Here is a 16,877-nt window from a genome sequence, read left to right as displayed (position 1 = left end):
AAGCATTTATCGCATAATGCGGTAAATCTCTACATTGATAATCTCTACATCTTTCTTATGGAATTTGAATGTCCTCTTTAGCGGGAACGCGGTTGTATACCAGTCGCTTATCCTGGCATCACCTATGAACCTGCTGATAAAATCATGGCTCCCACTATTATGGATGGAATATACCACATCACTGGTTCTCAAGGCACTTAAAAGGAACGGTCGGTCGTTGCCTTTGGCCTGGGCACCGAAGGGAGGGTTCATCACCACCGTATGGGCATGCCCCTCTATCTCAGAGATATCAGCATGCACGAATTCCACATCCACACCCATAGACTCGGCGTTCCTGCGGGCGGTCTCAAGGGCCTTCCTGTCCAGATCAAAACCGGTGACCTCCCTTGCACCCAGCAGCTTCGCCCCTATGGCAAGTATGCCGGTCCCACACCCCAGGTCAAATACCGTGTCCTCCAGGTCTCCCTGCATGTAGGCAAAATGCAGTATTTCGGCAGCAAGGACAGCCGGGGTTGCGTACTGTTCAAGAGCGGCACTGGGGGACTCGAAGCCCTCCACCCTCTCAAGCAGCATCTCAAGCTTACGCTGTTTCAAGGGTCAATCACCTGTGATCTCATCAAATACAAGCGACTCCCAGTCTCTCTCCCCAAGCACTATCTCGAACTCCTGTGGCGTCAGCATGGGAGCACTGAACCTGCCCACCTCGTCGATCGCAAGTCGCGGGCATGCCGTATTAACAAAAGCATCCACCTTGAACTGGAGCAACTGGTCCGGCGTGACCAGGTCCATGATAAGTATGTGTGCGTTCCTGTCATGCCTGAGGGCCATTTCCTTCAGCTGCCGCGCCAGTTGCATGCGCTCCTGTCCCGGCTTGGAGGACACGACTATCCCGAATACCTGTGCATCAAGGGATTTTGCTATCACTGCGCTCCTCTGCCTGAGCACCCTTGAATAGTCGGCCCTGCGGACCTCATTTACGAATGGATCTGCAATGAGCACGTTCTTCCCTGTTGCCAGCGCCACACCCATGGGATGGAACTCGCCGCTGCCTATGTAAAGGTACTCGTCACACTCCTCCCTGCGTCCTGCAGAGAAATTGCAGCCCAGCACCTGGCCTGGATAGGCGATCTTGCTGTCACCGTGGCCTATCACGCACTCCTTGCCACAGGCTTCCAGTATCCTGCAGGCATCCTCCAGCTTGTGGACATGCTGCACTGTAGTGAGCAGGCATATCCTGTGCCCGCTTAGTTCAGGCAGTGCCTTCCTGACAACATCGGATACATCCACCCCGGACCTTACCTCGATGAAATACACCTTGTCCTGCAGTGCATTATCATCCAGGGGGGCGTGACCGAAATGGAAAAGCACATCAACCTTGTCCAGCAGGGCCACGTCAAGATCACATGCCCCGAAACATGGGTTACCGGATATGATTACATCTACATCAGTTGCGGCTTCCAGCTGCGCTGCAATTACAGGCGACCTGCGCTTGAAGCCTTCCGGGAACTGCAGGCCTATGACCCTGGCGCCGGTATCCCTGATTATGGAAACGATGCGCTCTATCTGGAAATCAAAACCTTCCACTGCCATCTTAATCCTCTATGCAGACCCCTTTCTCGTTCACGCTGATCCTGACAAGGGTCTTTACCCTGAAGCCCATGTCCTTCAGCCTTGAAGCGCCGTCACCACGCTCTATGACCACAACGGTATCCGATACCTCCACCCCTGCATCCCTGAGCACGGTGAGCAGCGGTATGAGAGTGCCACCGGTGCTGACCACATCGTCCACTATAAGCACCCTGTCGCCCTTCTTCACGGAGTTCACATACAGTTCGCCCTTTGAGTATCCGGTCTTCTGCGAGAGAACGATCTCCCCGTCAAGAGCGTACTGACGTTTCCTGATTATTGAAAAGGGGATACCGGTTCTCATGGAAAGGGATGTTGCAAGGGGAATACCCATTGCCTCTATGGTCAGTATCCTGTCAACATCCATGTCGGATATCTCTAGAATATGATCAGTGATCTCTTCAAGCAGCTCCGGCTCCAGGAAAGGGACACCGTCAGATATCGGATGTATGAAATAGTTATAATCACCCCTGCGCACTATAGGGGCGTTCCTCAGGGACTCGTGAAGTTTTTCAAGCATAATATGGCTTAATACGCGATATGATATAAAAGCAGGCTGTCAGCGCCTGTACTAGACAAGCGCGAAATCAGTCCTCGAGTCCCTTTCCTGAGCGATCGCAGAATACAATGCCTCTTTGCTCAGCGAGCCTGGATGATAGTAACTGCCCTTGCTCTGCTCAGCCATCTCCTTTACCAGTTTTGAGCCCGTGGGGCTGATATCCACCATAAGCATATTGACATGGTGACTGGCTATCTGTTTGCACACCTGCAGTATTTCCCTCCTGATGTTGCCTCCCAGGTGCAGGGCACAGTTGGCGGTCCCATCTGTCACGAGCACCAGTATCGGCACAGCGGAAGGCTCCTTTTTCACTTCGCGCAGTATTGTGTCCAGCCCGGTCATCATGCCTGCTGCCATGGGAGTGGTGCCGCCGAAGGGAACCTTCTCAAGATAACGCTTGGCAGCCTCCACCGATGACGTGAAAGGCAGTACAAGCTGGGAAGACCTGCCGCTGTAGGTTACCAGTGAGACCCTGTCACGCCTCTGGTAGGCATCCTTGAGGAGAGCTACGACAACACCCTTGGTGATCATTATCTTATCATGTTCGTCCATGGAACCCGAGGTATCGAACACCACGGTGATAAGGCTTGAGACGCGCCTCCTTCTGACCTTTTCCCTGATGTCTCCCTTGAGTATCTCAAGCTTGCCATCCTTTGCGTGGAAAGCAGCTGCACGCACCGTAGGAGCTATCGCGATATCCGTGATCTTCTCGCCTGGCATCCTGTAACGGACATAGCGCCCACGCTTGCTCTTGGTCAGCACTTCCGCACGCCTCCCGGATTTCAGCCTGCCGGAGGCAAGTCTCTTCTTCTGGGAGTTGCGGGCAAAATCGTTCATTATTCTGCCCACCGTCTTGTCCTCCTGCAGTTCCCTGTGCACTGCAGAAGCTGCACTGACACCTTTTTCTTCCTGACGGCCCTCCAGCTCAGACGACAAATGTCCCTCATCCCCGGAGGTAGCATCTATAGGCACATACTCCCTTGGCATCAGTTCAACAAGGGCACCTGAGCTCCCGTCAATTATACCAGCAGGGGTGTCTGAAACCGGCACATCCTTCATGCTCAGGATAGAAGCAGTGGCATTTCCTGCCTCTGCGGACGGTATCCCGGGGGCTTTGTTTGCCATGCCTCCCAGCAGGGGCTCAAAGAACCTTGAGGGTTCCATTTCCAGATGATCGGAGTCCGCCAGGATATAGACTGCGCTTATCTCCCCGGGCCTTATCTGCTCGATGTTCCTGTACAGGATCCCGTAAAGAGCATCAGTGTCCTTTTTACAGATATCCGTCACTCCCTCCCGGGGTATGCGCAAGCCAAGCACGGCTGCGCCCAGGTACATCACCTTTACCCCGTAGTTGCGCGGCAGGTTCGCCCTAAGTTTCCGGACATGGTCACCCGAGTTCATATGCACACCCTTCAGAGATTGCCTTCTACAACCGCTCTCAACTGGTCAGCGCTGAATTCCTCTTCCTCGAAGGGTCTCTTGCGCATCCTGTGTGGCAGCACCATCTCAGCAGCTTCGATGATGTCATCGTTTGTGATGCGCTCCCTGCCCTCGTAGGCTGCATTGGTGCGCGCCGTGCGCTCGATCATGATATCAGCCCGGTGGCCGTCCACATTGAAGACAATGCATATCTCTGCAATGGTGCGCAGGTTATCCCTTGTAGTGGTCACCTTTGGCAGCAGCTGCATGGCCTTGAGGATCTTTGAGCGCAGTTTTTCCTGTTCGCTCTCAAACTCGCGCATGAACATCTTCGGATCCTCGTTAAACCGGTTCCTCCTCTCCACTATCTCGATGCGCTGCTCCACATCATAGATACCCGTGACCTCCACCTGGAGTGCTATCCTGTCAAGCAGCTGCGGCCTGAGCTCTCCTTCTTCCGGGTTCATGCTGCCAACTATTATGAAGTTTGCAGGATGGCTTACGCTCACTCCCTCACGCTCAACGGTGTTCACACCCATAGCTGCCGCATCAAGCAGTGCATCAACCACGAAATCGTCAAGGAGGTTGATCTCATCCACATAGAGGATACCGCGGTTTGCCTGTGCAAGGATACCGGGGTCGAAAGCCTGTACTCCCTGCCTGACAGCCTTTTCTATGTCAAGGCTGCCCACTACCCTGTCCTCGGTGGCACCTACCGGGAGGTCCACTACTTTCATTTGCCTTTTCAGGATACGCAGGGTCCCTTTCGAGCGCTTTCCCATGCATTCCCAGCATAAGTTCTCCGGATCTGCCGGATCGCAGTTGAACTTGCAGCCTTCGACTATTTCTATCTCAGGGAGTATCTCCGCAATTCCCCTTACGGCTGTGGACTTGGCTGTTCCCTTCTGGCCGCGTATAAGCACTCCGCCTATTGAAGGGTTAATCGTGTTCAGTATAAGGGCCCTGAGCATTTTCTCCTGGCCTACCACAGCAGATATGGGATACAACACCCTTTCTACTTTTGTTATCGGACGGATGACATCCTCCAGAGGACTGACTGGTTTTTCAATGTCTTTGGGGATTTCTGTTATTGTTCCACTGATGTTCAAGCTCATTTTATCGCCTTCCAGGCAAGATTACAGGATCGTGTTTACAGGTACCTCAGTATTATTGCGGATATCAGTGCCAGGAAAAGCAATACAAGTCCAATGGCAAACAGTCCGAATATAACTCTCGTATGTGTCTTTCTATCATCCCTTTTTGCAAGGGCGTTCAGTTCATACAATGAAACTGCCATGGAGATCAGGAAGATGATAGACGAAACAAGCAGGAGCGAACCTGCCACGACTATGTACTCCGCTGTCCAGGTAAGAGCCTTGGCATTCAGAAGGTCGATAAAAAAGTCCTTGCCGTTCCTTTCATATGCCGAGGTTATCCACATCATTGTGTAAGCGATCTCTGCCGCACTCAGGATGACAGAACACACTGCAGTTGCGAACAGTGTGATCATTGTTCCTACGTCAGGGATCTTCAGGTCAATTTTCCATTCATCACCCAAAATTTCACCTTTTTCAGAGTATTTAATGTCATTGTGAATATATCAAGTCTATTATGATATTATAATAATAAAAATGTATTTACATAAACCTTCGTGAATGAAAGCGCTTTTGGATATGAAGAAAAAGCCGGCCTGATGCCGGGATAATCCTTAGGCCTTAAACAGATGTATCAATTGCCGGGATAGTTCCATGCTGACCTCCCGGGTCTTCATGAGAGTGTCAGTACGCACGACCCTGCAGCCTATATCAGCAAACATTGCATCATCCACCGGATCGCGCTGATCGATAACCATCACATCAAGGAAATCCCTGTAGTATGCAGCCACTCCTAAAGAAGAAACAGGCAGGCCTTTCGCGCGCATAAGTTTCCCTGCAGGGCCGCTCACGGGCTCATTGCCTATTATAGGGCTGACCGCTACCACGTTCTTCTTCCGGAGGATATCGGCCATTCCCGGCAACCCGATAATGGGTCCGATACTGGTGATGGGGTTACTGGGACCTATCAGGACATCATCCCCGTTTTCCAGCGCCTCTGCAACAGCAGGGGAGATAGATGCCTGTTCCATCCCTTCCTGGAAGACGTCCAGCACTTCAGGTTCCCCGCGGCTGGCAATCCAGAAATCCTGGAAGTGCATCTTACCCCGAGGTGTGACTATCATCGTGGATACGGGATCATCCGACATGGGAAGCACCCTGGCTCTTATCCCCATGGATGCCGAGAGTTTCCTGAGGGCATCGGTCAGGGTATGGCCTTCCCTTAGATATTCCGTACGCATTATATGAGTGGCCCTGTCAAGGTCACCCAGCATCATCCGTTCCCTGTGCCCGAGTGATTTCATGAGCTCATAGGTGCGGAAAGTATCGCCTTTCACGCCCCACCACTTGTCCGGATCGACCATGTCCGAAAAGAGATAAAGCACAGTGTCAATGTCGGGAGTTACCAGGTTACCGGAAACCCACAAGTCCTCTGCAGTGTTCACTATAACGGTGATATCCTCTTCCGGCATCACTTTACGGAGGCCGTTCAATAACTTGGGAGTCCCTGTCCCGCCTGATAGTACCAGCATGATAATTTCTCTCTGCGCTTATCGGTATAGATGATAAAGGGATAACGCTCAAGATAGCATTTATACCATGAAATATATTTAAAACATATGAAAGTCATCCGTGACCCCATCCATGGATATATAGAGCTTGACGCCCTTACCCTGGCCCTGATAGACTCATCCCCCATGCAGCGTCTCAGGAGGATAAGCCAGCTGGGGCTTTCAAACCTTGTCTACCCCGGAGCCAACCACAGCCGTTTTGAACATTCTCTGGGGGTGATGCATCTTGCAGGCATGCTCACAACAAGGATAGATACTGTTACAGGAGATGAGAAAGAGGAACTTCGGGTAGCCGCATTGCTTCATGATCTTGGCCACGGGCCCTTTTCACATGTGACCGAGGGCCTCGTTAAGCATTATACCCGTCAGGGACACGAAGACATCAGGGAAATACTCAGAAAGGGAGAGCTTGCCGAGATACTGGCCGACCACGGGATCAATCCGGCAAGGATAGAGAAGCACATCAAAGGCGAGACAGACTTTGGCAAGATACTCAACAGCGAGATAGATGTGGACAAGATGGATTACCTTGTGAGGGATTCACATTACACCGGAGTCGCTTTCGGGCTTGTGGACCATGCGCGGCTGATAAACGAGATGCAGTTCTACGAGAACAAACTGGTAGTGGCCGCCGGGGGGGTCAAGGCTGCGGAGTCACTGCTTGTTTCCAGGTTCCTGATGCACCCCTCTGTTTATTACCATCACGTATCCAGGATAGCCGAAACTATGTTCGTGAGAGCGGTTGAGGATCTTATTCACCAGGATATGCTTGATCCCTTTGAACTCAGGATGATGGACGATGCCAGAACCTTCGAGATGATACGCAACAACGGAGGCTACGCAGGAGAGCTTGCAGCAAGGCTGGACGGCAGGAGACTGTACAAGAGAGCACTGTATGTGGGCTTCGAGGAGGTGGGCGATAGCGTGCTCAAACAGCGCAGGAACGTAAGGCGCATTGAGGCAGAGATCGCCGACATGGTGGGCATTGACAGCAAGGAGATCCTTATAGACATACCCAGGGACCCCGCGATAGTTGAGATGAAAGCCCTTGTCAAGGTCAACGGAAGGATGCTGCGCCTGGATGAGGCTTCGCATGTGGTGGCAACCCTGGAACAGGCTCACAGGGATAACTGGAAGATGGGGGTCTACACCACACAGGAAAACCGTGATGCGGTCGGAAAGGCTGCCAGGGATTTCTTTGATGTCAGGAGAGAGATCAAACAGTTCCGCCTGACGGACCTGGAGGGATGAATGGAAAAGCAGGAACCTTCTTCCCGGCGCATCGAGCGTGCCGCAGGTAGAGCGAACCTCTTGCTGGAATGGGAAAGCATCGGCAACGACCTGAGCGTAAAGCTTACGGGCGGTGCTTCACATGTGGGGGCCGTGGGTGTGGGCATCTTTGACAGCACATCAGGACGTGCCTCGTCCTCTGTGGTCACGGTGCCGGGACACCGGGAGGATGGACTTGCACTGCAGGGAGCAAGGGAACTCAGCGAGGCAAGCCGCTCGACAACGGTCTTTATTGCCGGCATCCATGTGGACGATATAACTAAAAGGGAGATAGAGGAAATAGTCTCCGTTGCGGAAGGGATGATCGAGGAACTATCCGGCATCCTGCGGGAAGGATAAAAATGGAAATAATCATTGGAATCAGCGGCGCCTCAGGCTCCATATACGGCATAAGGTTGCTGGAGATACTTTCCAGGATGGACATCGTGACCCACCTGGTAATAACAAAGACTGCAAAGCAGATAATAGAGATAGAGACGGACTATTCGGTCATCGAGATAGAGGATATGGCAAGCCATGTCTATGGCGAAGGAGAGCTCACCGCACCTATTGCAAGCGGTTCGCACAGGTTCGCCGGGATGATAGTGGCCCCCTGCAGCATGAAGACCCTGGGCGAGATAGCATGCGGCATGTCCAACAATCTCATAGGGCGCGCAGCAGACGTATGCCTGAAGGAAAGAAGAAGGCTCATCCTGATGCCCAGGGAAACCCCGTTCAACCAGATACATCTGGAGAACATGCTTAAAATAGAAAGGGCAGGAGCAATAATATTGCCCGCATGCCCGGGCTTTTACTCCAGGCCGGCCACAATAGACGACCTGGTCAACTCCATGGCAGGCAGGGCCCTTGACCTAATGGGGATCAATAACGAAATTTACAAACGCTGGGGATAATTGTAATTATGGGGATTACCGGACTGAAGCATTCTCTGAACACTGTGTTCACCCTGTGGCTGCGGGAGATGCTTCGCTACAGGCGCTCACGTTCCAGGATCATCGGGTCCCTGGCAACCCCGCTGTTCTTCCTGATAATAATGGGGTCCGCCCTGAGCACCACAATGACCATGCGTTCAGGTAACTATATAGACTACATGGCACCAGGCATCATCGGTATGTCCGTGCTGTTCGCATCGCTCATGGGAGGCGTCTCCATCATCTGGGACCGTGAGTTCGGTTTCCTGAAGGAGATACTCGTGGCGCCTGTCAGCCGCTTCTATACAGCGTTTGGTAAAGCTGCGGGAGGCGTTACGGCAGCCATGGTGCAAGGCACGCTGCTTATGGTGATCAGCGGTATGTTCGTTGTGGAATACGTATCCGTGACAGGACAATTGCTAAGCATCCTGATAATGTTTATCACGGGGATGGGGTTTATCGGACTTGGGATCACCCTTGCCTCAAGAATAGAATCGCACGAAGGATTCCAGATGATGATGACCTTCATCACCTTCCCCACATTGATGGCAAGCACTGCGTTCTACCCCATGGCTAACCTGCCTCCGTGGCTGGGCATACCCGTACAGCTCAATCCGCTCACATATGGGGTAGAGGCACTCAGGTGGGCGCTTCTCGGGGCATCAGAAGTGCCGATCATGCGCTCCATGACAATAATCATCGTGTTCTCCTTTACCATGATACTCATTGGAAGCTGGTCTTTCGACAAGGCGGGCGACCATTAGAGCCAATCCTCACGCAATCTATTTAAGTGAAGAAGTATATTGAGGAGCTACCCTTCTGACTGGGATAGTAGGGTAGCTTGGTCCATCCTCGAGCGTTTGGGACGCTTGGACCGCGGTTCAAATCCGCGCTATCCCACCATTTACTTTATACCTGTGCTGCATTTACGGAATTGCTTACATTGGATAGTTTTATTACTTATACGTTTAGAATAAGGGTCCATGGCAAAGGTCAAGGTCAAACTCTTCGCAAACCTGAGAGAGATCGCGGGCGAGTCCTCGCTGCAGCTCGATGGGAATAATGTGCAGGAGGTGCTGTTCAATCTTATGGGGCAGTACCCGGCCCTGAAGGAAATGATTTTTGAGAGAACAGGCGACGAGCCTAAGCTTCGCGGATACATCAATGTGTTCCTTAACGGGAATAATGTAAAGCACATGGAAAGCCTGGCAACGGAAGTCAGGGACGGGGATGAGATCGGCGTGTTCCCGCCCGTGTCAGGCGGATGAGCATGAGAGGAAAGCATGGACAGCAGGATCTTTAAAGAGCGCAGCAGCGTGAACGATACAAGGGACAGGTTCCTTGCTGCTATAAAGCCTCTTGATCGCACTGAGAACATCACGATCTGTGAAGGCGTGGGCAGGGTGCTTGCCACCGGCATACTTGCGCCACGGAATGTCCCGCACTATCGCCGCTCAGCCATGGATGGATACGCCGTCCGCTCAGCCGATATCATGGGAGCCTCACCCACCAATCCCGTGATACTGCAGATAGGGGATGGTATTGATGAGGGAACCTGCTGTCCGGTCGGTACCGGAGCTTATGTGCCGGACGATGCGGATGCAGTGCTCATGACAGAGGATACGATATGCATCGGCGATATGATAGAGGTGCGTGCTCAGGTCCACCCCGGAAAGAACATAGGCGATATCGGGGAGGATGTGAGGAAGAACGAGATAATATTCAATAGGGGTCATCTCCTGCGCCCCTGTGATGTGGCAGTGCTTGCATCCCTAGGCATCAGAGAAGTCAAGGTTTACTCCCGTGCAGTGGTAGCCGTAATTCCCACAGGCAACGACCTGATCCCGCTTGATAGCAGCAGCGAAGTGCCACCACCGGGAAAAACACTGGACATCAACAGCCTGATGATAGGTTTGTATGTAAGGCAGTGGGGTGCACAGCCAAGGTGCTGCCCCATAGTTCCCGAGGACAGGGAGCTTATAAAGAAGGCCATATCGGAGAACATGGATGCTGACTTTATCGTGATCTCCGGCGGCACATCCGTAGGGGAGAAGGATTACGTGCCTGATGTGCTGGCCTCCATGGGGGAGAAACTGGTGCACGGTGTCGGCCTCAGCCCCGGTAAACCCACAGCCCTCGGAGTCATAGGAGAAATACCCGTATTATGCATGCCTGGATATCCTGCCGCGGGCCTGGTGGCGCTCTTTGCATTCGGGAAGCCGGCGATACGTAAAAAAGGCAACATTCCGCAGATACCTGACATCACAGTAAAGGCAAGGCTTACAGGCAAGATCAACTCCAGGGAAGGTTATGTGAGCTATGCAAGGGTCATCCTTGAAGGAAATACAGCCCGGCCGCTCATGACAGCAGGAGCGGGTATCCTGAGCTCCATTGCCAAATCCAACGGATTTGTCATCATACCCGAGAACGTGGAAGGCTACGAGGAAGGAAACGAAGTGGATGTTGTACTGATTGAGTGAACAGGCAGCTTTTTATGAAAAATACCGCCCCCTGCTCATCATAGGCATGGGAGGAGTGCTGGGCGCAACAGCCAGGTTTGCATTTTCAGGCCATTTCAGCCCGTCAGCAGGCACGCTTGCGGTTAACGTACTCGGGAGTGTCCTGCTGGGATTCCTGCTCTACAGTTCCGAATATCTTGGGTACGTGAACCCAAGGACCAGGATATTCCTGGGGATAGGATTCCTGGGCTCTTTCACAACATTCTCCACATTTGCGGTGCAGACCTTCCAGATGTCGCTACTGGATGCATCCGTGTACATGCTTGAGAACGTATTGCTCACACTTGGAGGAGTCTTCATAGGCAGGGAGTCTGTCATCTACCTTGGCGCCTTCCGGGAAAGAGTGGCCCTCCCTTCGGCCTTAAGCACGGCAGAACTGCCTTTTGGCAGATATGTCAGCCCAAAAGCATACGCTATCGCCGGATTGGCTGTTCTGATACTTTCTCCGGCCATATCAGGAGGTTTTACTATCACCAGCGGACTGCTCCTTGTAGGAGCAGGAGGATTTGCAGGTGCAGTTCTCAGATTCCTTGTATCAGGAGCAATCCCGAAAGCAGGTGAGATCCCCGCAGGCACCTTGGCTGTGAATACCATAGGCAGCTTCGCACTTGCCCTGATCACTTTCTCCTCCGTATCCGACTCCCTTATATATCTGTTAAGCATCGGAGTGCTTGGCTCTTTTACTACCTTCTCCACTTTTGCCTATGAGTCTTTCAGGCTCATGGAACAGGGAGAAGCGAAATACTCCCTGCTGAATATCACACTGAACCTTGCCATGTGCATGACAGGCGTCATGGCTGCATACCTGTTCACCGGTCACTGAAGGGAAATTGCAGCATACTGCGGCGAGCTCATATCACTTTAAGATGAAGAAGCACAGCCAGCAGGAGAAGTGTCAGCCCTGTTATGAGGCGTATCTCGACACGCCTTCTTTCCTTGAAATCCGAGACCTTCCCAGGGTCCAGTCCGAAAGCAAGCATTCCTCCCAGCACAAGTATAGGCAGGACCACACCAAGGTTGTAGATGCCCAGGTAGATGAGACCACCGGTGAGATCGCTGCCTGAGATAAGCATATCAAGGATCGCAAGGTACACAGCCCCTACGCAGGGAGCCTTCACCAGTGAGAATACAGCCCCTGCCATAAATGACAGTAGCATGATGTTCCTGCCTTTGATGTTTCCCATGAGACGGATAAAGAACCGGGGTGTTCTGAATGTAGTTTTCTGATGCGACCTCATGTGGTACGCATCATAAAGGTGCCATAGCCCAAGGACAAAGATCAGCACGACCATTGCCTCAGCAAGGGTCTCCTGCATTCCGGGGAAAGAACTGGCAGTATTAAGGATCCCTATACCCACTACCATATAGGTCACAAATATCCCTGCACAAAAACCGCAAACCAGGGTCAGCATTTCCTTGCGTGTCCCGTTTGAGGAGAGGATGGCAGAGGACAGGAAAGCCATGACTGCCAGAAGGCATGGATTGAAACCCGCGAGCAGCCCGGCTATGAATACAAGCAGGTGGGACCTGCCAATTAGGAGTCCACGATCTTCTGTCGCAGATCCATCCCGGGAACCGGCAGGGATCATAGTCTCAGGAGGGTTCTCGATGGCCTTTACAAGCAGGTCCTCAAGCAGTGCGGTATCCCCTTTGTAGTCATCATAGGTGATGACAACACTCCTGTTGATGACAACGGCAGGCACGAGGGTTATCCCATACTGCTGCGCATACGAGTACGAGGATCTTATATCATAGAAGGTAAGATTGGCAGTCTCATAACGGGATGCAACATCCTCGATCACGGGAGCCGCTTTCGAGCATTTGCTGCAGGCGGTATCGTAGAAATATTCCACCTGCACCTCATCCGGCACGGCTGCGGCTGCAGGCATATACAGGACAAGAAGCAGGATGGCAGTAGCTGCCAGAAGGCCTTTAGTGGCAGGCTGTTGAGGCACAGGTCTCTCTCTCATAGTTTTTCTCCGGGGCCTTCATGGTCCTGACATGAAGGACTTCTCCTGTGCTGGCATCCACATAGCCTTCAACCACATAGAGATTATTTGGCGCGGGACATGCACAGGTCCGCTCCATGATCTCCACTTTCCATACCCGGGTGTCGTCTGCTGTGCTTGCACTAAGGTTGGCCGGGATATTACCTGCCAGTTCAGCCCCTTCAATAAGCGTGGTCTTTGTCGCCCTCCAGCCTGAAACCCTGAAGTTGTCAGACATATAGGCAGCTGCTGCCGGGTCATCCTGCACCAGGCTCACTGCCCGGGTGGAATTCACGTTCAGTTCGCGAGAATCCGCCTTCAGGTGAACTGCTCCTGCATAGATACCTCCTGCAAGGATAAGAAGTGCAAGAACTCCTGTGAGAACTACCGGAAACCGCCCTTTCTCCATGAGATAACATTGTTATCTTAAGATTATATATCTTACCAGGTAGCCAAAAACACTTACACTTGCAGTGCAATAAGTAATGATTAAAGGGAACCTATGCAAAATGAAAGCGTTGAGACGGACAATATGAAGGCAATGCTCCTTCGGATATATATGAGCGAGAATGACACGCACATGGGCAAGAGCGCACATCATGCAGTGCTTGAGTTCTTAAAGCGGAAAGGCATCGCAGGAGCTACAGTGCATCATTGCATTGAGGGTTATGGGGTTCATGACAGGATCCATACTGCAAGTGTGCTTCGGCTTGGAACGGACCTGCCGGTGATAATCCAGGCAGTCGACAGGGAAGAGAGGATAAGAGGAATAATTCCGGAACTGAGAAGGATGCTGCCCGGAAAAGTGATGATCATTGAAAATGTAGAGATTGTATCCGGTGAAAGGTTCACCGGAAAAGCCTGACAAATCCAGGACAGGATCACTTGTAGAGCACTACTGTGCTCCCGCGCACTTCTATAAGGGTTGTGCCTGTTGCTTCGGCCAGCTTTTCAGCTGCCTGCTTTAAGTCCTCTCCCTCAGGAGTTGTCTTCAGCATCTTTATCTTCACAAGGCGATATGCCTTTACCTGCTTTTTTATTTCCTCAATTACAGGATCCGTGATGCCGTTCTTACCTATATTGAGTATTGGCTTTAAGGAAGATGCTTCCGATTTCAGCTTGTATAATTTGTCCTTTTCCATATATTGACACCTGTGATAATTGTGACTCATTGAGATTGTATATTATGAGCGATATGAATGAAAAACATATGTCCGACACAGTCAGGACCGCATTTATGCCCTATTGCGCATGTCAGCATGAAACGGGCTTCTGCATATATATCAAATGCCGGATCATAGATCTTTGGGCTTGTTAAGAATTATATTCGTACCTTTGATATCATACTCGAACCAGGGAGTAGGCTTTGAGGTCATGCCTACAACCCTCATGGCATAAGAGTCTCCAATATCCTTTATCTCGATCATGCCGTCAAAGAGCTGCTTGAGGGTAGCTATGGTCTGAGCGTCATGCATCTCATCCTCCACTACGTATAGACCGAAGCCATTGGCAGCCTTCACACGCCCTGTGAAAACATGCAGGAACCTGAAAACGGTCTGGAGGTTCGAGTACATCAGTATGGTGGACAGGGAATTGATAGAAAGCCGGACCTTTCCAATTCTCTTTTTGACCAAGAAGTCCTCAAAGAACTGGCTGATCTTCACACCAATACCTGTAGTCCACAGGACTGGAAGCCCTCTTGATCCTTGCCGTGTCAGGCGCGCCCATTCCGAGAGTTTTCGTAACACAGTCTACTATGCCTATGTTGGCTGCAGATATGTCCAAGCCCTGCTCGGTGAACCATTCGAGCACCCTTTCTCCGGGCTCCCTGGTGGAGACTATGATCACGCCGTCATCGACACCAAGGTTGTGGGACAGGATAGCATCCAGAAGCTCGTCCTTGCGGCTCATGGGCGGACCTATCATCATAAGGTTGGTGCCTTCCCGGATGCTGCCTAAATAATCATCCAGTTCCTTGATACCTAGTGAATAACCGGGCATTGGTTCTCCGTTACCGGGACAATGTAACAAGTGTTTTTGACATATCGGTGCTCTGTTGGGACTACAGTGAAGTGCATATCTTTTGCTAATATGAGCAATATATAATTATCGCCCTATATTAGCTTATTACTCTGCTATGTACATATAACAAACAATATAAAACTTTTTTCTTCACTCACCTACATGTTTCACGATATGTCCGGCTTCCGGGAGAATTATGCCCCCCAAGGCAAGCTCCACTGCAGCCGGGGAGCCGGGAAGGCAAAAGACAGCCTTGCCGGACAGGACTCCCGCCGATGCACGGGTGAGAATAACGGAAGTGCCAATCTGTTCAATGCTCTTGTACCTGAAGAGCTCTCCGAAACCCTGCATCTGTTTGCTGAACAGCGGCACAACGGATTCTATTGTCACGTCCCTTGAAGTCAGGCCCGTACCTCCGCTTGTGATTATAATGTGGGCATCCGAGGCTGCGGCCTTATCAACCGCACCGGTGATGGATTCCCTGTCATCGTCAACAAGCTGGTAGGAAGAAACCCTGTGACCTCCCTGGAGGATCAGCTTTTCCATGACCTGGCCCGACCTGTCATCTGCCTCCTGCGGGGAGGAGACTGACCCGAATTTTTCAAATCTGGAACTTGAGATAGTAATAATTGCAAAACTATAGGGGCCTCTGCTGCCTTTATCATGCTCCTTTGCACCGGGATCGTTCATGCCAACTTTTATACGCACCCAGGTATATGAATAACTCGATGCAATAATGAGAATACTGGCAATAGACATAGGTACAGGTACCCAGGACATAGTCCTTTATGACACGGAGAGAGAGGTTGAGAACAGCCTCCTTATGGTAATGCCAGCTCCAACGGTGATAGTTGCCGGGAAGGTAAGTGATGCAAGTTCCCGGGAGAAGGATATCTTCCTGAAAGGCAGCCTGATGGGAGGGGGACCTTCGTCAAGGGCTGTGAGGCAGCATCTCAGGCAGGGATTGGAGGTGTATGCCACCATTGACGCAGCACTTACCATCAATGATGACCTTGAAAAAGTAAAGGAAATGGGGATCAGGATAGTCAGCCAGGACCAGGTAATCCCGGAGAATCCGGAGGAGATCATCCTGCAGGATATCGACCTGGATGCTATTGGTAATGCTCTGGCGGCCTTTGATATTGAGATGCCCGGAATGGTCGCTGTCGCCGTTCAGGACCACGGGAATTCGCCTGACCTGAGCAACCGCATCTACAGGTTCAGGATATTCGAGAGACTGATAGACGAAGGAGGAGAGTGGCGGAATTTCGCATATGGAAGTGACAGCATCCCGGCAGACCTTACCCGTATGAGAGCAGCAGCACACCTATTAGGACAAAAGGGAACTGTCTTTATGGACACCGGTCCTGCGGCAATCTTCGGGGCCCTGTTCGACCCTGCCGCCAGACAGCCGTCCGTGGTCGTTAACATCGGCAACGGGCATACTCTCATGGCCCTGGTAAAAGATGACAGGGTGACAGCCCTTTACGAACACCATACATCCAGCCTTACCGGGGAGAAACTGCAGGAGCACATCTTTCTTTTCGCTGAAGGCAGGCTCTCGTTCGATGATGTGTTCAATGACGGGGGGCATGGATGCTACACAAAGGAATCTGAAGGCTTTGACCTCGTAAGGTCGGTCATGGTAACAGGCCCCAGGCTAAACCTGCTGAAAAACATGAAAGCAGATAATAGAGACACGCGCCTCTGGGAGAAGCTGCATTTTGCAGCTCCTTTCGGGAATATGATGCTTTCAGGATGCTACGGTCTGCTTGCCCCGTACCTTCGGGAGAAAAGCTAAGTATGCAGGGGCGAAAGTACAGGCTGGTCCAAGTGGAATGGACACGGGTGAGAAGTACAATAAGGCTTATAAAGTCC

General features: G+C 51.7%; 22 protein-coding genes, 1 tRNA gene and 1 pseudogene. 11 read left to right on the top strand and 13 right to left on the bottom strand.

What is annotated here, in order from left to right:
- Positions 1-6: 6 nt before the first annotated feature.
- The 7 genes from PV02_RS05760 to cofD form a co-directional block, all read right to left on the bottom strand.
- Positions 7-594: an METTL5 family protein gene (locus PV02_RS05760; RefSeq protein WP_256622428.1), complete on the bottom strand. Its 588-nt coding sequence runs from the start codon at positions 592-594 to the stop codon at positions 7-9.
- 3 nt (positions 595-597) lie between these two features.
- Complete coding sequence (gene dph2 / locus PV02_RS05755; protein ID WP_256622427.1) at positions 598-1,590, bottom strand: diphthamide biosynthesis enzyme Dph2; 993 nt, start codon at positions 1,588-1,590, stop codon at positions 598-600.
- Position 1,591: 1 nt separating this feature from the next.
- Positions 1,592-2,146, bottom strand: coding sequence for a hypoxanthine/guanine phosphoribosyltransferase (hpt, locus tag PV02_RS05750; protein ID WP_256622426.1), 555 nt, complete (start codon positions 2,144-2,146; stop codon positions 1,592-1,594).
- 51 nt (positions 2,147-2,197) lie between these two features.
- Positions 2,198-3,586, bottom strand: coding sequence for a VWA domain-containing protein (locus PV02_RS05745; protein ID WP_256622425.1), 1,389 nt, complete (start codon positions 3,584-3,586; stop codon positions 2,198-2,200).
- 11 nt (positions 3,587-3,597) lie between these two features.
- Positions 3,598-4,719, bottom strand: coding sequence for a magnesium chelatase ATPase subunit I (locus PV02_RS05740; protein ID WP_256622424.1), 1,122 nt, complete (start codon positions 4,717-4,719; stop codon positions 3,598-3,600).
- Between the two features lie 35 nt (positions 4,720-4,754).
- The gene (locus PV02_RS05735; protein WP_256622423.1) at positions 4,755-5,162 is read right to left on the bottom strand and encodes a hypothetical protein; all 408 of its coding nucleotides are present in this window, start codon (positions 5,160-5,162) and stop codon (positions 4,755-4,757) included.
- 150 nt (positions 5,163-5,312) lie between these two features.
- Complete coding sequence (gene cofD, locus PV02_RS05730) at positions 5,313-6,230, bottom strand: 2-phospho-L-lactate transferase (RefSeq protein WP_256622422.1); 918 nt, start codon at positions 6,228-6,230, stop codon at positions 5,313-5,315.
- 87 nt (positions 6,231-6,317) lie between these two features.
- Between cofD and PV02_RS05725 the strand changes: the two genes are divergently transcribed.
- The 9 genes and pseudogenes from PV02_RS05725 (at position 6,318) to crcB (PV02_RS13270) (ending at position 11,812) form a co-directional block, all read left to right on the top strand.
- Positions 6,318-7,520: an HD domain-containing protein gene (locus PV02_RS05725; protein ID WP_256622421.1), complete on the top strand. Its 1,203-nt coding sequence runs from the start codon at positions 6,318-6,320 to the stop codon at positions 7,518-7,520.
- Positions 7,521-7,898: a prenylated flavin chaperone LpdD gene (lpdD, locus tag PV02_RS05720; RefSeq protein WP_256622420.1), complete on the top strand. Its 378-nt coding sequence runs from the start codon at positions 7,521-7,523 to the stop codon at positions 7,896-7,898.
- A 2-nt stretch (positions 7,899-7,900) separates the two neighbouring features.
- Positions 7,901-8,452, top strand: a complete 552-nt coding sequence (locus tag PV02_RS05715) for a UbiX family flavin prenyltransferase (protein ID WP_256622419.1) — start codon at positions 7,901-7,903, stop codon at positions 8,450-8,452.
- A gap of 8 nt (positions 8,453-8,460) precedes the next feature.
- Positions 8,461-9,234: an ABC transporter permease gene (locus tag PV02_RS05710; protein ID WP_256622418.1), complete on the top strand. Its 774-nt coding sequence runs from the start codon at positions 8,461-8,463 to the stop codon at positions 9,232-9,234.
- 61 nt (positions 9,235-9,295) lie between these two features.
- Positions 9,296-9,373, top strand: a tRNA-Pro gene (locus tag PV02_RS05705).
- Between the two features lie 80 nt (positions 9,374-9,453).
- Entirely contained in the window at positions 9,454-9,738 is a 285-nt protein-coding gene (locus tag PV02_RS05700) for a ubiquitin-like small modifier protein 1 (RefSeq protein WP_256622417.1), read from the top strand.
- 15 nt (positions 9,739-9,753) lie between these two features.
- Positions 9,754-10,950: a molybdopterin molybdotransferase MoeA gene (locus PV02_RS05695; RefSeq protein ID WP_256622416.1), complete on the top strand. Its 1,197-nt coding sequence runs from the start codon at positions 9,754-9,756 to the stop codon at positions 10,948-10,950.
- Positions 10,943-11,308: pseudogene (gene crcB, locus PV02_RS13275) on the top strand (fluoride efflux transporter CrcB); the annotation flags it as partial. The gene PV02_RS05695 and the pseudogene crcB (PV02_RS13275), both read left to right, overlap by 8 nt.
- 150 nt (positions 11,309-11,458) lie before the next feature.
- A complete protein-coding gene (crcB, locus tag PV02_RS13270) occupies positions 11,459-11,812 on the top strand; it encodes a fluoride efflux transporter CrcB (RefSeq protein ID WP_342765634.1) in 354 nt (117 codons plus the stop codon).
- Between the two features lie 28 nt (positions 11,813-11,840).
- On the opposite strand, the gene PV02_RS05685 is transcribed toward crcB (PV02_RS13270), so the two are convergent.
- Positions 11,841-12,959 (bottom strand): cytochrome c biogenesis protein CcdA, encoded by a 1,119-nt coding sequence (locus tag PV02_RS05685; protein ID WP_256622414.1) that lies wholly within the window; start codon positions 12,957-12,959, stop codon positions 11,841-11,843.
- Positions 12,922-13,386 (bottom strand): hypothetical protein, encoded by a 465-nt coding sequence (locus tag PV02_RS05680; protein WP_256622413.1) that lies wholly within the window; start codon positions 13,384-13,386, stop codon positions 12,922-12,924. The genes PV02_RS05685 and PV02_RS05680 overlap by 38 nt, the downstream gene beginning before the upstream one ends.
- Positions 13,387-13,479: 93 nt before the next feature.
- Between PV02_RS05680 and PV02_RS05675 the strand changes: the two genes are divergently transcribed.
- Entirely contained in the window at positions 13,480-13,842 is a 363-nt protein-coding gene (locus PV02_RS05675) for a DUF190 domain-containing protein (RefSeq protein ID WP_256622412.1), read from the top strand.
- Between the two features lie 16 nt (positions 13,843-13,858).
- Here PV02_RS05675 and PV02_RS05670 read toward each other — a convergent pair whose 3' ends face one another.
- The 4 genes from PV02_RS05670 to PV02_RS05655 all read right to left on the bottom strand — a co-directional run bounded on the left by PV02_RS05670 (position 13,859) and on the right by PV02_RS05655 (position 15,689).
- Complete coding sequence (locus tag PV02_RS05670; protein ID WP_256622411.1) at positions 13,859-14,119, bottom strand: YhbY family RNA-binding protein; 261 nt, start codon at positions 14,117-14,119, stop codon at positions 13,859-13,861.
- 153 nt (positions 14,120-14,272) lie between these two features.
- Positions 14,273-14,641 carry a DUF7504 family protein gene (locus PV02_RS05665; RefSeq protein WP_256622410.1) on the bottom strand — a complete coding sequence of 123 codons (369 nt, stop codon included), beginning with the start codon at positions 14,639-14,641 and terminating at the stop codon, positions 14,273-14,275.
- A complete protein-coding gene (locus PV02_RS05660) occupies positions 14,619-14,978 on the bottom strand; it encodes an RAD55 family ATPase (RefSeq protein ID WP_256622409.1) in 360 nt (119 codons plus the stop codon). The genes PV02_RS05665 and PV02_RS05660 overlap by 23 nt, the downstream gene beginning before the upstream one ends.
- Before the next feature lie 171 nt (positions 14,979-15,149).
- Positions 15,150-15,689 carry a MogA/MoaB family molybdenum cofactor biosynthesis protein gene (locus PV02_RS05655; protein WP_256622408.1) on the bottom strand — a complete coding sequence of 180 codons (540 nt, stop codon included), beginning with the start codon at positions 15,687-15,689 and terminating at the stop codon, positions 15,150-15,152.
- A gap of 46 nt (positions 15,690-15,735) precedes the next feature.
- Between PV02_RS05655 and PV02_RS05650 the strand changes: the two genes are divergently transcribed.
- Positions 15,736-16,800, top strand: coding sequence for a DUF1786 domain-containing protein (locus PV02_RS05650; protein WP_256622407.1), 1,065 nt, complete (start codon positions 15,736-15,738; stop codon positions 16,798-16,800).
- The last annotated feature ends 77 nt before the right edge of the window (positions 16,801-16,877 follow it).

It is taken from the genome of Methanolobus chelungpuianus, from assembly GCF_024500045.1.
GTDB lineage: Archaea > Halobacteriota > Methanosarcinia > Methanosarcinales > Methanosarcinaceae > Methanolobus > Methanolobus chelungpuianus.
This window is presented reverse-complemented; position numbering and strand designations above follow the sequence as displayed.